This window comes from Maribacter orientalis, assembly GCF_900109345.1.
Classification (GTDB): Bacteria; Bacteroidota; Bacteroidia; order Flavobacteriales; family Flavobacteriaceae; genus Maribacter; species Maribacter orientalis.
This window is the reverse complement of sequence record NZ_FNZN01000001.1, coordinates 386,045-401,195: the sequence shown is the minus strand read 5'-3', so window position 1 is coordinate 401,195 and position 15,151 is coordinate 386,045. Positions and strand designations below refer to the sequence as shown.

The 15,151-nt window shown below is 37.7% G+C and carries 10 protein-coding genes; 8 read left to right on the top strand and 2 right to left on the bottom strand.

The genetic code is table 11. The annotated features are described in order from the left end of the window. Positions 1 to 146 precede the first annotated feature (146 nt). Both BMY56_RS01690 and BMY56_RS01685 read right to left on the bottom strand, forming a co-directional pair. The gene (locus tag BMY56_RS01690) at positions 147 to 881 is read right to left on the bottom strand and encodes a LytR/AlgR family response regulator transcription factor (protein WP_091619101.1); all 735 of its coding nucleotides are present in this window, start codon (positions 879 to 881) and stop codon (positions 147 to 149) included. Beyond that, positions 881 to 2,842 carry a sensor histidine kinase gene (locus tag BMY56_RS01685; RefSeq protein ID WP_245737114.1) on the bottom strand — a complete coding sequence of 654 codons (1,962 nt, stop codon included), beginning with the start codon at positions 2,840 to 2,842 and terminating at the stop codon, positions 881 to 883. The genes BMY56_RS01690 and BMY56_RS01685 overlap by 1 nt, the downstream gene beginning before the upstream one ends. A 186-nt stretch (positions 2,843 to 3,028) precedes the next feature. Between BMY56_RS01685 and BMY56_RS01680 the strand changes: the two genes are divergently transcribed. From BMY56_RS01680 to BMY56_RS18460, 8 genes are all read left to right on the top strand, one after another. After that, positions 3,029 to 3,565, top strand: a complete 537-nt coding sequence (locus tag BMY56_RS01680; RefSeq protein ID WP_091619100.1) for an ester cyclase — start codon at positions 3,029 to 3,031, stop codon at positions 3,563 to 3,565. Positions 3,566 to 3,646: 81 nt separating this feature from the next. Further along, complete coding sequence (locus tag BMY56_RS01675) at positions 3,647 to 4,342, top strand: Type 1 glutamine amidotransferase-like domain-containing protein (RefSeq protein ID WP_091619098.1); 696 nt, start codon at positions 3,647 to 3,649, stop codon at positions 4,340 to 4,342. 316 nt (positions 4,343 to 4,658) lie between these two features. Continuing rightward, a complete protein-coding gene (locus BMY56_RS01670; protein WP_091619096.1) occupies positions 4,659 to 5,180 on the top strand; it encodes a hypothetical protein in 522 nt (173 codons plus the stop codon). Positions 5,181 to 5,471: 291 nt separating this feature from the next. Continuing rightward, on the top strand, positions 5,472 to 5,882 hold the full coding sequence (locus BMY56_RS01665) for a nuclear transport factor 2 family protein (RefSeq protein WP_091619094.1): 411 nt from the start codon (positions 5,472 to 5,474) through the stop codon (positions 5,880 to 5,882). Between the two features lie 24 nt (positions 5,883 to 5,906). Continuing rightward, the gene (locus BMY56_RS01660; protein WP_091619092.1) at positions 5,907 to 6,425 is read left to right on the top strand and encodes a RidA family protein; all 519 of its coding nucleotides are present in this window, start codon (positions 5,907 to 5,909) and stop codon (positions 6,423 to 6,425) included. Positions 6,426 to 7,183: 758 nt separating this feature from the next. Beyond that, entirely contained in the window at positions 7,184 to 7,519 is a 336-nt protein-coding gene (locus tag BMY56_RS01655; protein WP_091619090.1) for a hypothetical protein, read from the top strand. Between the two features lie 367 nt (positions 7,520 to 7,886). Beyond that, positions 7,887 to 11,510, top strand: coding sequence for an ATP-binding protein (locus BMY56_RS01650; protein WP_091619088.1), 3,624 nt, complete (start codon positions 7,887 to 7,889; stop codon positions 11,508 to 11,510). After that, positions 11,507 to 15,151, top strand: a complete 3,645-nt coding sequence (locus BMY56_RS18460; RefSeq protein WP_177170901.1) for a two-component regulator propeller domain-containing protein — start codon at positions 11,507 to 11,509, stop codon at positions 15,149 to 15,151. The genes BMY56_RS01650 and BMY56_RS18460 overlap by 4 nt, the downstream gene beginning before the upstream one ends.

Genomic DNA, 15,151 nt, shown 5'->3' with positions numbered 1-15,151 from the left:
GTTATATCAAATATGATTCCCATGAACCATTGTAATACTACCCTATTATTTTGAAGAAGAAATTGAGAACAGGACGAACTTATATAAAAAGTGTCCTAATAGAGGTTATAAACTATCCAAAATATTTTTAGAGAGAACACAACGAATTAAACAGTACGTATCCGATTCAATAATAGCTCTTTATAAGATTTCCCTATAGGAATCACCTTTCTGCCGATTTCTAAATGACCATCGGCCAAAACGTCTAATTTTGAGATATTAATAATAAAGGAACGGTGTACACGAACGAAACTAGATTTTGGAAGCCTTTCTTCCATCACCTTTAGTGTGCATGTCAGTATATGCTTGATTTTAGGAGTAATTAGAATGCAGTAATTGCGATCGGCCTCAATATAAAGTATGTCTTGCAAAAGTAATTTCTCCATCCTTCCATTATGACGTACGAAAATCCGGTCTTCAAGTACTTCAATATGCTGCGCATTTTTACTCGATTCTTTCTCATCTTTCATTTGCTCAACAACTAAAGCGATGGTACGTTGCAAGTTTAATTTATTGAAGGGTTTTGTAATAAATGCCTTAGGATGGGTTTCTTTGGCCTTATTAAAAGTAGCATCGTCACTATTAGCAGTTAGGTATATAATAGAAATGTTATTATCTTTTTTAATTGCTTTGGCGGTTTCTATACCACTTAGCTCTCCTTTTAGATTAATATCCATTAACAATATATGTGGTCTATTCTCTCTGACATGCACAATGGCCTCTTCTCCCCTAGGTAAAATACCAGTAACCTCATAGCCCAGACTTGTCAACTGAATAGACAGATTGGCCGCTATGATCATGTCATCCTCAACTATCAATATACTAATCTTTTCTTTTTCCATTAAGCAGCTTTTGTATTTTGAAATTGTATACGTACCGATGTACCCTGATCCGTTACCAAAATCATTTTTCCATCCAATTGTTTTACCAACAAATCAACTAAATGTGTCCCAAAACCGGTACCATCAACTTGTGTATCCGTTGGCATACCAATACCATTATCCCTAACCTCTAATACAAATAAGTCTGCTTTCTCTTTTAAAGCCAAATGAATAATACCCTTTCTATCATCTGGAAAAGCATATTTTAAAGAGTTAGTAATTAACTCATTGGCAATAAGGCCTATAGATATTGCCATATCGACATCAAGTTCAAGTTCTTCCATTTCTAAATTAATCGTTACCTGATCGTTCTTACCATAGGAATGGATGATATAATCGGATAGATCAATAAAATAATCCTTCATTTCTACAGTCGCCAGTTTTTCCCCTAGATATAATTTTTGATGAATCATACCCATACTATGAACACGTTGCTGACTTTGCTCCATGGCATCCAAAATTTTAGGATCTACAATTCGTGCTGCCTGCAGAGATAGTAAGCTAGAAACGATCTCAAGATTGTTCTTTACACGATGGTGTATTTCCTTCAGCAAGAATTCCTTTTCAGCATTTTTGTTTTGCAAAAGTTTGTTCTTTTTAATATTGTTTGAAATAGCTTTATACGCCAATAGCAGCAACAATAACAACAAAATCGTGATTATGATAATAAGATGTTGACGTGTCTGCTGCTTTTTTATCTGTGTTTGTTGCAACACTATCGTACCTTCCTTTTGTGCCACATCAAATTCTGTTCTTAACTGTGAAATACGAAGATCGGCCTCGGCGGTAAAAACTTCATTTTTTAGTGAATCATATACAGAAAATGCACTATAGGCATTTTTATAATCATTGTTTTTAGCATAAGCCCTTCCTAATTCATTGTACGCTTGACTCAAATAATAGGCGTCTCCAAAATCTTCAGTGGCAACTTTTATTGATTTATTGAGCCCCTCAATAGCTTCTGCACAGTTTCCTTTCTTATTTTGCATTTTTCCAATGGCTAACCAAGAGCGCATAATCATAAAGTTATTTTCTAAAAGCTCGGCATATTTAACTGCGCTTCGGCCAGCTTCCATCGCCTTTTCAAATTCACGTAAATAGGTATATAGATCTACCAATGATATATATACATCACTCAAGTTATTATAAAACCCATAGCGCTCACCAATGATTATGGAGTGCTCATAATATTTCCTAGCCATATCATAGTCCTCTAAAGCCAGGTAATTATTGCCTGTTACATATAACGTAAAGTCGTAGTCCAAATCTGTAATACCCCTAGCTTCAAATAATTTCAAGGAACGTAGACCATAATCTAGCCCAGATTCATATTTTGCCTGTTTCCAAAAAATATTACTTAAATCACTATAAGCAATTGCCTTGGCTTTACTATCATTTTGGGCTTCACCTAAATCGAGCGATTTTAGGGCATAGTCCGCTGCTTTATCCAATTGACCCCTGCGTTCATATACATAACCTAACTGAGTGTTTAAAAAGGATAGATCAGACTGATGAACCTTGGCTTTTGCCAATTCTAAAACGTTTTGGGCACTGTCTAATTTCTCCAAACGTAGAAGGATGGCTCCTTGGGTGATTTGAAATCTACCGTGCCAGACAAGATCATTTTTCAAAGTAGTAAGTTCCAGACCTTTTTTGGTAAAGTCCATGGCCCTATTTAAGTTTCTGGTATGCCAATAATAAGCCAAATCATTTAGCATGGAAAATTGAAGCGAATCAGTTTTAACCTTTTGATATCCTAGCTCTAAAGAATCTAGATAGGAGGCTCCAAAGTTATCGCTGTCAACAAATACCCTTTTATAAGGATGATCACTGTTCAAGTCAACTATTTGAGCAAAGCTAAAGCTTAGTCCCAAAAAAGACAGCATAAATGCGTATTTGATATGTCTATAAAAAGCACTCATTTTGCAAGTTGATTCTCATTGAGGGAAAATGAGCTTTCACTAAATGTACAACATTCTAGTCAGTAACTCTCGATCGATAAATTAGCTCGTTCGGACAAGATATGCTACTACTTATCCATTATTACCTATTAATTCAATTGTTTATCCTTTCCTTTAAAATAATGAAGTTTTTGGAAAAAGTCCATCATGGAAAAACTTAAATTCAACTTGTTCGCAATACTAGTATCATTATTCTTTTCATGTAAGGATACAAATTCCCTTGAAACTAAGGAGGGTTTATCCAAAATCAGCACTTCAGAAACATCTTTAAAAAAGGCCACAAAAACCTATTTAAGTGCATGGAGTGATAATGATACTGTTTTGCTTAAGATGATTACCATAGATAAATTGGTACGTAATGTAAATGGCGAAATACTATCGGCAAATCAGCGCGAGCTTTTCGAATCGATGCAGTTTTGGCATAGAGCAATGCCAGATTTTAAAATGGTGGATAAAGAAATAAACGTGGTTGGAAATAGAACATACGTTAATTGGATAGGCACTGGTACAAACACAGGAATGTTTGGAGACATACCCCCAACCGGAAAAATTGGACATACCGAGGGTATAAGTATCTTAACTTTTGATGATAAAGGCCATATTGTACACGAGTCAATTTTCTTTGATAATTTAGGTCTATTGGAGGAGTGGGGCTATTCGATTTCCTCCCCAATTATGGAGTAAAAAAATATGTCAATTCAAAAAGTTTAAAAAAATAGTAGTTGTATAGCATCCTTTTAGTTTTGAATGAATTAATTTGTCTTTATGAAAAGACAGCTTTTAATTTATGGTAGTGGTAGACATACCGTACCTTTTTTAAAGTACATGGCAGAGACTACAGGTAAGAACAAACCGAACCTGTGTTTTATTCCTACCGCCAGTGGGGAAGATCAAGATTACATCAACTCATTTTATGACGTCTGTTCGCAAATTAACGTGGTTCCACATGTGATGAGCGTATGGATAAATTCTTATGATCAAAAAGAATCGTTCAATGAGATCATTTCAAAAATGGATGCTATTGTCGTTGGCGGCGGAAACACCCTAAACATGTTGGCAATATGGAAAGCGCAAGGCATTGATATTGCCCTCAAAAAAGCATATGATGATGGCGTAGTAATGGGTGGCGGTAGTGCTGGTTCTTTATGTTGGTTTAATGGTGGGACAACAGATTCAAGACCTAAGGAATTAAGCATCGTTGGTGGTATGTCATTTATTGATAAAAGTCATTGTCCGCATTATAATTCAGAAACTTCTCGAAGACCTTTATATCATAATAATATTGTAACAGGTAAACTATCCGATGGTTATGCGTGTGATGACCGTTCTGCCATTCATTTTATTGATGAGGTTGTACATACCTCTATTTCTTTAGACAGTCAAAATCATTCCTATTACGTGCATATCAACGGTGATGGCAAAATCGAAGAGCAACTTTTACCAAGCACTATTTTAACTTAAAGTAATTAAGTAAATCTAAATTAATTTTTAGGAGTAGTAAATCGTGTTACAATACCAGAACAATTAATATGTATCTGGTACACTCCCCTATTTTGTGTACTGATTAATTTCCGTCGCTCTATTTTATTATAGAAAACCATCATTTAATTATTATACATAAAATCCATTCGCCGAAAGCCTCGATAAATAAAAAGAGCTATTCGGACTGTTTAAAATCATATCCGTCCAAAACCAATTGTATTTCAAACGGAATATTGATTTCTTTAAAACGGCTCCTCCACTTAATATTTAAAAAAGTAGTATTAATCAATAAATTATGAAAAGATTAAAAAGCACCTTGTTTTTGGTTGTCATAACATTGACTCTATGTATATCTAATGCACAAGAGCCAAAAGTGTCTTTAGAATTCGACAATGGGAAAACCGCAACCGAAACAATAAAAAAGTACGTAACGGCGCTACAAAATGCCGATGCCGAAGGTATTACGGCTTTAATGAACAAAGGTGCCATGGTTTATGGTCTTGGTGGTGGCTTGGATTCTTTGAATACTACGAAACACAAGGCTTACTGGATCAATAGCCTTGCCAACTACAAACATAGTATTTCGAATGACCTGTATCTACCGGTAAAAGTTGAAAATAATTGGAACGAAGGGGAATGGTTGCTTACCTGGGGCGTGAACACCCTTGAAAATAACAATACCGGAATTGTAACACCTGTACCTTACCATATTGCATCATTAATAGTCGACGGTAAAATTACGACCATGCGTTATTATTTAGACTATATCGGCTTATTGACAAAACAAGGGTATACGGTAACTCCGCCCACTAAATAATTTAAACTACCCGAACTTTTATAAACAATTAAACTTAAACCTACCTAACATCAATTTTCTACAAGCAGAAGTATACCTATTACCTGTTTTTCTTGCTAGTAAAACTGATGAATCAAAATACCAATAAATAAAAATAATCACAGGCAGACAAATAACGGGGGAATCAATTATGTTACTATATGAGTTTCAATTTTAGTATTATTATAAACAAACCACTTATCTATTGACATATAAAGTCTGCCTGTTTTTTTACCAATACAAGAATCAATATTATAACCAAAAGAAAATACCATGAAAAATAATATGCAAAATATAACTATTATAGACAGTATGTACAAAGCATTCGAAAAAGGTGATATCCCAATAGTATTGGGTTTATTAGATGATAAAGTGGTATGGAACGAAGCAGAGGGCAATGCCATGGCAGATGGCAATCCATATATAGGTCCGGAAGCCGTTTTGAATGGCGTATTTGCTCGACTTGGGGAAGAACATGAATACTTTAACCTCAAAGAAATTGAACTACATAACATGTACAATGACAAAGTACTTGCAACTTTACGATATGATGCTAAAAGGAAAAGTAATGGCGCTCTATACGATGCCCAAGTAGCACATCTTTGGACCATGAAAAATGGAAAAGTGGCAGCATTTCAACAATATGTTGACACTAAGCAATTGGCAGATGCAGCGAATAAATAGGGTGACCTAAAAAGAAAAGCAAATATGAAAAAAACATCATTTTTAAAGTTTGGGATTATAGTAATTCTGATCTCAATCAATCTGGTTGGTTGTAACCAACCACAAAAGGAAAAAGTAACGGAAAAAGTGGTAGAAATAGTAGAAGATGAATCTGAAGCCCCCGAATATTTCCTGCTTCGGCCAAAGGTAGAAAAAGCCTATGGTTATTCACATGCCGTTAGAATAGGAAACGATATAAAAATCTCTGGCGCTGTAAGTATGGACGATGAAGGAAATCCAACAGCTATAGGAAATTTTGAACAGCAAATGATTAATTGTTATACAGATTTGGAAAAAATCTTAGCGCATTATGACTGTACATTTGATGATGTCGTCGTAGAAAATGTATTTACTACCAATATGCCTAAATTTTTGGAATCTGCCATTTATAGAAATGAAATCTATACGAAACAATTCCCAACAGGATCTTGGCTTGGAGTAAAAGAATTGGCATTGCCAGAATTGATGATTGAAATAGAATTAGAAGTATATAAAGCAGAGTAAAAGTGGTGTCAGGAGATTTTTTAAAAATCAAATTCCCTAAAGCAGATGTCATTACCATGGGCAACATTCATCTTGGTTGGGGCACTGAAAATAAAAAAATGTAATTAACAAGGCATATGCCGTATTTCCTAAAATTGGAGCATTAATTACATTTGAAAATAAAATTGATGATAATCGAAATAAAAATTCCTTTAGATTGCTGATGTCTTTAAAAAGGCTTATCGAAATATCAGAAGGGTACTATTTTTGGCTGCAGATTTTAGCATATTATCAAAAGAAGTTTGTTTTCAAGAAATCTCTAGTATCAAGCTTACGGGGCCAACAAGTGCAGTAATTACATGTAAATGATTTAAAAAAATTAAATTGATTTCAGTATTTGTTTGAATTAACTATTTACCAAACTGACCAATATTTGTAAGACCCAAATGTATATTTTCGGGTCTTCTTTAATAAGAATTCAATAATATAAATTAATTTAGAGTATAACAAAAATCTTTAAAACGGGATTCTTAGCACATCGACTTTATAGCAATTTAATTTATATGGCAATTGATGATTTTGGTTTTTTAACAATAGTATTTTTAGTTCTTTCAAATACTCCGGCAAGTAAAACCAAAGCAAACATTTTGGTATATATAATTGATTCTGTATTTCTCTATTTTGATCTATGTCATAGAAGATACATGTTATAATTAATAATCATGTAATATTGGAGCTCTCGAAAAAAACAATAATCAAAATAAAAAAAAAACAAAACAATGAGTAACTCAAGTAAAAATTGGTCAAAGAATGAACTTAAGGTCTATCTGTTATTATTGTGTGCGCAGGCAGATTCAGAACTGACCCAAATAGAGATTGATATGATAAAGCAAAAAACAGATAGCGCCACGTTTGCATCACTCTACCAAGAATTTAAAAAGGATGATGAGGATACCAGCTTTGAAAAAATAGAAGCTTCAATCGGTGTGCTCGAATTTAGTCAGATGGAATTGTCGGATTTAAAAAAGGAACTCTATGAACTCTTCCGTTCAGATAAAAAATTCACAGCCTCAGAACAATATTTGAATAAAATACTTGACAATATCTTGTATTAAATATTTAAATGAATTTATAGATCTCAAATTATTTTAAGAGAAGAGCTATATGCATCTTCAAAGCTAAAGCATTCAAATAAAATCATATCCTGTAGTATTTTTCGCCAATTTATCAAATAACCCTTACTCCGTATAAAAATCTCCTGTACTTAAAGTAAAACTTAAAGCTAATTTTCTTAATTTAAACAGGTACAAAGTTCCCCCACTAGTAATTTAAAAGGTCAAGTTATGCCGTGTCATCAAATGGATCATGAATAATACGTATTGATTTTTTAGTTTTTTTTTAAAATTAGAAACGCCCCCTAGATAACTATACGTATGTTTTTAGTTGGCATTTTTCTATTTCAACAGCAGTACCGACCAAACTATGAAACCAACCAAAACGATTGAGGCCACAGTATTAGATGTTTATCATAAGTGGCTGCATAGTTACTTAAATGGCGATGTTAAAACCTATGACTCCTATTTTGACAACTCCTTTCGTTTTATTGGCTCTACCAATAATGAAGAATTTCTAACTAGAAAAGACACCACAAATTTCTTTAAAGCTACTGCCGAACAATTAGCCGGAAAGACCCAACTACGTAATGAAACTAAAATCATAGAACAATTTGGGGAACTGGTATTTATTACCCACTTATTCGATGCCTGGTTTTTAAATGGAAACGATTGGAGTTTTTACGGTCGATTTCGTTTCAGTAATATACTAGAGCAGAATGAGGACGGTTGGCATTTTGTATATCAGCATTATTCTACGCCAGATAGTAAAGCTCAAGACGGAGAAACCATAGGCTTTAATCAAATCACTAAAGAGAATTTAGAATTACGGGAAGCCATTCAAAGACGAACCGTAGAATTAGAAGAAAAGAATAAAGAACTTGAAATTGAGGGATCCTTAGAACGTATCCGTGCAAAGGCTTTGGCGATGACTAGTTCTGAAGACCTGTTAGATGTAGTGGTGACCTTACGAACTGAATTTCTAAAATTAGGTCACGAGGCACAATATTTCTGGCATATGATGTGGTTAACTGATAAATATGAGAAAGCCATGACCTCGGGCGATGGTACCCGCATTGGTATGGTGATGGAACTACCGAGGCATATTCATGGGAAAATTCCCTTGTTGGCCAATTGGGAAAAAAGTACCGACCCCATGGTCATCTATACAATGGATGCAGAATCTGCAATAGACTATGTGGATAAGATGATTACCCTTGGTGATTTTAAACAAGTAGACCCTCAAGCCCCCACTCATGATGATATTCGGCATATTGGCGGTCTAACTTTTATCATGGCACGTACAACTCACGGAGAAATAGGTTATAGTCTACCGGGTGTTGTTGAAAATCCACCGAAAGAAGACCTCGAAATATTGGTAAAATTTGCGGGTGCGTTTGACTTGGCGCATCGTCGATTTTTAGACTTACAGAAAGCAGAAAAACAAAGACGTGAAGTAGAGATTGCACTTGCTCTAGAAAAAGTGAGAAGTCGTACAATGGGCATGCAACGCAGTGATGAGTTAAGGAATACTGCTATGCTTCTATTTCAACAAATAGAAGAGCTAGGCATAAATTCATTTGCTTGTGGCTTTAACATCTGGGATGAAGATAAAAAAGCCGCTACTGCGTGGATGGCCAGCACATATGGACTTCAACCGCCTTTTAAAACAAATTCTGCCGAAGATGTATATCTCCTTTTTTTCGAAGCAGAAAAAAGAGGAGAATCATTATTTATACTAGAACAGAAAGGAAAGGAACTTGAAGACCATTATAAGTATTTAAAAACTATCCCAGAAGTAAAAAATTTAAGTGACGCCGGGGTTTCTTTTCCTACGTATCAAATTATTCATTGCGCCTATTTTTCAAAGGGTTACCTCATGTTCATTACTCTACAACCGGTTCCCGATGCGCATGATATTTTCAAGCGCTTCGCCAAGGTCTTCGAACAAACCTATACCCGTTTTCTAGACTTGCAAAAAGCAGAGGCCCAAGCTAGGGAAGCTCAAATTGAAGCTGCATTGGAACGGGTAAGAAGCAGAACAATGGCTATGCAGAATAGCACAGAATTGGCTGATACAGCCATTGATATGTTTAAACAAATGCAAACTTTAGGTATGCGTCCTTGGGCCTGCGGATTTAATATTTTTGAGAAGGATGAAAAAGCCGTAACCCAATGGATGAGCGCAGTTGATGGTGCTCTTCAACCTCCATTTACAACACCACTCACAGAAAATCCATTCTTCATAAGAATCTCCGAAGCCAGGCAGCGTGGCGAAGAGCTGTTTGTGATGGAGTCAGGCGGACAAGAGCTTGAGGAAACCTACACCTATATGTTTAACCTTCCCGGCTCTAAAAAAACATTGGGAAATATTTTGACTTCCGGGTTTGAAATGCCAAAATTTCAAATTTCACACTGTGCCTTTTTCTCACAAGGTTACCTAATGTTCATTACTTATGAGCCTTATACTGAGGCTCATGATGTTTTCAAACGCTTCGCCAAAGTCTTCGAACAAACATATACAAGATTCCTAGACCTCCAAAAAGCAGAAGCTCAAGCTAGAGAAGCTCAGATTGAAGCAGCACTGGAAAGAGTCAGATCGAGAACCATGGCTATGCAGCACAGTACTGAATTGAACGATACATCTGCTCTGTTGTTTCAGCAAATACAAATGTTGGGGGTACCGCCATGGAGCTGTGGGTTTAATATTTGGGAAAAAGAGGATACTGTTTTTACTTCTTACATGGGCAGCCCCGATGGGGGTATTCTGAAAGGTTACAAAATACCGCTCACGGAAGAAGCTGCCTTCATTCACTTTAAGGAATCAAGGGACAGGGGCGATAAGCTTTTTATAGATGTGCTTGAAGGAAACGCATTGGAAACACACTATCGATATTTCCAAACCCTTCCCGGGATTAAAGAAATCTTCGAAAAACGGGCTCAGGCTGGCTACCCAATTCCAACCTTCCAGATTCACCATCTTGCCAATTTCTCGCATGGCAATCTTATGTTTATCACTTATGAACACTGTCCTGAAGCACATGATATTTTCATTCGCTTTGCCAGAGTATTTGAACAGACGTATATCCGTTTTCTAGATTTGCAGAAAGCCGAAGCCCAAGCCCTACTAGCAGAGCAAAACCTCAGCCAACTAAAAACAGAGAAACAACGTGCCGAAGAAGCTCTTTCCATTCTCCAAGCTACCCAAAAGCAACTCATCCAATCTGAAAAAATGGCAAGTCTGGGTGAGTTAACCGCAGGCATTGCGCATGAAATACAAAACCCGCTCAATTTCGTCAATAATTTTTCTGAAGTAAGTAACGAACTTATTGATGAAATGAACGAAGAATTGGATAAAGGGGATCTTGAAGAAGCCAAGGCTATTTCGCTGGATATCAAACAAAACCTAGAGAAGATCAACCACCATGGCAAGCGTGCTGATGGTATTGTAAAAGGGATGTTGCAACACAGCCGAAGCAGCAGTGGCACCAAAGAACCCACGGACATCAATGCCTTGGCAGATGAGTACTTACGACTAGCCTATCACGGTTTACGGGCAAAAGACAAAAGCTTTAATGCCACTCTAGAAACCGATTTTGATGAAAGCATAGGCACTATTAATGTACTACCACAAGATATGGGCAGAGTAATCTTAAACTTAATCACCAATGCCTTTTATGCGAGCAACGAACGGAAGCAAGCATCTAAAGATGAGGTCTTTAAACCTACCGTATCCGTTAGCACTAAAAAACTAAAAAGCACCATAGAAATCTCTGTAAAGGACAATGGTAACGGCATCCCAAAAGAAATAGTGGATAAAATATTCCAACCCTTTTTCACCACCAAACCTACCGGCCAAGGCACTGGCTTAGGACTGAGCTTAAGTTATGATATAGTAAAAGCACATAGTGGGGAGATAGGAGTAGAAAGTGAACAAGGTGAGGGAACAACCTTTATTATTTCCTTACCTTTTAAAATCAATCAATGGTCATGATATCAAGAACGAAAACCATACTATTCCTTTCCTTACTTACGGCCATTTTTGCGGTATCCTGTAATGATGATAAAGTTCAAAAAGGCGCTCTTGACCCGACCTCTTTCCGAACGCCTATTACCAAAGCATTTGAGTACACCGAAACCAAACCCATCGAATGGCAAGTTGTTGACCCGGATAGTATTGACCTTCCTCAAACATACTCGTTGGACATTGACAAAATACCCTCTCAGCCATTCATTATCAATGATTTCAAACCTCTAAATTCTCCGATGGAGGAATCTCCCTTAGATTGGGATCCCAAAAATCGGATTGAGCTGGAGTTTGAAACCATTCCGATTGAAAAGAAAATTTCCATCCTTCCCACGCCTGTCGTCACCAAAATGAACCAACCAAGTGTTCTGACTGGAGTCTCTTCGGGGATATTACAACTTTCCATGAGTGAGGGGCTGCCCTCTAACGAAATCAGAAAAGTGCTTCAGAACGAGGACGGGAGCTATTGGATTGCCACATTTGACGGTGGACTATCTCTCTACAACGGGAATGAGTTGTATACTTATGACTACAGAAACATCTGGGATATTGTATTAGATCAGGATGGTAAATTATGGGTGGCCACGGGAAATAATGGGGTCTTCGTACTAGATTTCAAAAAAAGAACGCAAACCCATTTTCTGGCAACGAAGACAATACTTTCCCTTCTTTGTGATCATCAAAATCAAATATGGATGAACCATTGGCAAAATGCCAACTATGTCATGGATAGTGAAATGAAGCAGTTGCGACAAATTACCAATCCCGGCTTTGAAGGTGGGTTTCGGATAATGGAGGATCATAGGAACAATATTTGGCTCACTCATAATAGTGGTGGTCAAATTGTATTAAGCGTTATCGGGGAAGACCGTGAAGACTACGTAGAAATCTTGAATGATCGGGTTTCATATTTTTTTCAAGACTCAAATCACAGTATGTGGCTGGCCGCCGAAAAGGGTCCTATGGCCATTTCATTAGAAGAAAAAACAGCTGCTACCATTGACAATAAAAAGGGGGGTCTTGGGTGGCAAGTTTTATTTGAGGAAGATCGTCACGGAAGGTTATGGGTCATAAAAAATGATACTATAGAGGTGCTCAGTAAAGATCGCAGGCAGATGAAAACAATTGTCACCAATAGTGCTGTAAGATGGGGAAATGCGATAAAAGATAACAGGGGCGTAATCTGGATTGGTACTACGGAAGGAATCCTTCTTTTGGATCCGGATGGACCTTTGCCCGAGTTCCTAGACGAGTCTGATGGGCTGATCGATAGTGAAGTCAGGAGTTTGGAGGAAGATCATCGAGGGGATATCTGGCTAGGCACACCGGACGGCATCAATATTTATAACCCTTCCAGCAAGACCCTCAAAGCGATCGATGATGCAACGCTACAAAACCCAAATTCAAGAAATATTTTTTTCATCAAAGAAATTGAAAAAGACAATCTATTCGTTGATGGAGATCTGCAGGGTTTTCTCATTATCAATCGCGAGGAAAAAGTACTCACCCAGTATCTAACAACGCAACACATTGCGCAACGGGTTTTCGGCGCCCTCAAAGACGAAGAGGGCTTCTATTGGTTAGCCACCGATAATGGACTCGCGGTATATAATCCGGTATCAAATGGATTAAAGATCATCCCAAAGGAGTCTCCCCAATTAGGTTCTGATCGGGTAAGCTGTATTCTGGATGATGGATCAGGTCGTTACTGGCTGGGCACAAGCAATGGATTGGTTATCATAGATCCGGATAAAAATACGATCCAATATTTACGGGAACAGGAAGGATTGGCCAATAACAACATCTGGAAGATCATGCAGCGAGAGGATGGCACATTGTGGGTGGCAACAGATGGTGGCATCTCGATTATAAATCCTGTCAGTCAAACCATCACCAATCTGGGTGAAGCAGAAGGACTCGTACCGGACGCCGTGTACAACTTACAGGAAAAAGATAGTACCCTATACTTAGGGATGGTAGATGGTCTCCTGATGGTAAATCCTCCCGCTGATCTAAACAAGCCCTGGAATTTCTTCAAATACAGCGCGGCTCAAGGTTTTCTCTCAAATGACTATAACCGAAGAGCAAGCTTACTTCTGCCTAACGGGCAACTTTGGTTTGGTAGTGGGCCTAATTGGAAATTGACCATTCTGACACAAAATCCGGTGATTGACACCTTGTCCGGTCCGGTTTTCATCACCGGACTAACAATCATGGATGACGAACGCTCTTTTGATCGTATGGCAGATTTAAGGCCCCTTGTTGAGACGGGAGATACCCTGTGGTCCAGCGATGTCAATCAACTCTTCACCAAAAATACGCTGCCGAAAGACTCCGGATATGTATTTGATAATCAAATCCAATGGGACAGCCTTTCAAGTCCTTACAAATTGCCCATCGGGCTGCAACTGCCTTATGATCAAAATTATCTACAGTTCAGTTTTGCCAATCTGAGTGTCTTGAACAGAGACAAAATCTCATTCAGATATATGCTGGCAGGCGCTGACGATCGCTGGATCTATGCAGGTCAGGAGCCTCAAAGCAAAAATTACTTTAATCTCCCACCCGGTGCCTACACCTTTCGCGTCGCAACCAGAGGAATCAATGGCCAATGGGGTGAACCTGCTGAATTCAGTTTTCGAATTTTTCCTCCCTGGTGGCTTACCTGGTGGGCTTACTTGGCTTATGCAATCCTAGTCTTCGTGGGCATCTGGGCTATCGTTCAATACCGCTCAAGGCGATTAAAGAAGGAAAACCGTTTGCTCGAAGAAAAAATAACTCAAAGAACCGATGACCTTCGGGAGACCATTAGCAACCTTAAATCAACCCAAAGCCAACTCATCCAAGCGGAAAAAATGGCAAGTTTAGGAGAACTTACCGCTGGCATAGCCCACGAAATTCAGAACCCGCTGAACTTTGTCAACAACTTTTCCGAGGTCAGTAACGAACTGATTGACGAGATGAACGAGGAACTCGATAAAGGCGATTTGGAAGAAGCGAAAGCTATATCGGCAGACATCAAACAAAACCTGGAAAAAATAACCCACCATGGCAAGCGTGCCGATGGTATTGTAAAAGGGATGTTGCAACACAGCCGAAGCAGCAGTGGCACCAAAGAACCCACGGACATCAATACCTTGGCAGATGAGTACTTACGACTAGCCTATCACGGTTTACGGGCAAAAGACAAAAGCTTCAATGCTGAATTGGTAACCGATTTTGATGAGCATATTGGGAAAATAAATATTATTCCCCAAGACATGGGAAGGGTCATTTTAAACTTGATTACCAATGCCTTTTATGCCGTGAACGAAAAGAAGCAAAAAGACACAAATTTTAAACCTATTGTTTCTGTCAGTACTAAAAAGATAGATAACCTTATCACGATAAATGTCTCAGATAATGGAAATGGCATTCCAGAAAAAGTTGGAGAAAAAATCTTCCAACCCTTTTTTACTACCAAACCTACGGGGCAAGGTACTGGGTTGGGGCTAAGCATGAGTTACGACATTGTAACTAAAGGCCATGGGGGGGAATTAAGAGTAGAAACAATAGAAAATAAGGGCACCACATTTATAATAAAATTGCCCTATACAACCAACAATTAG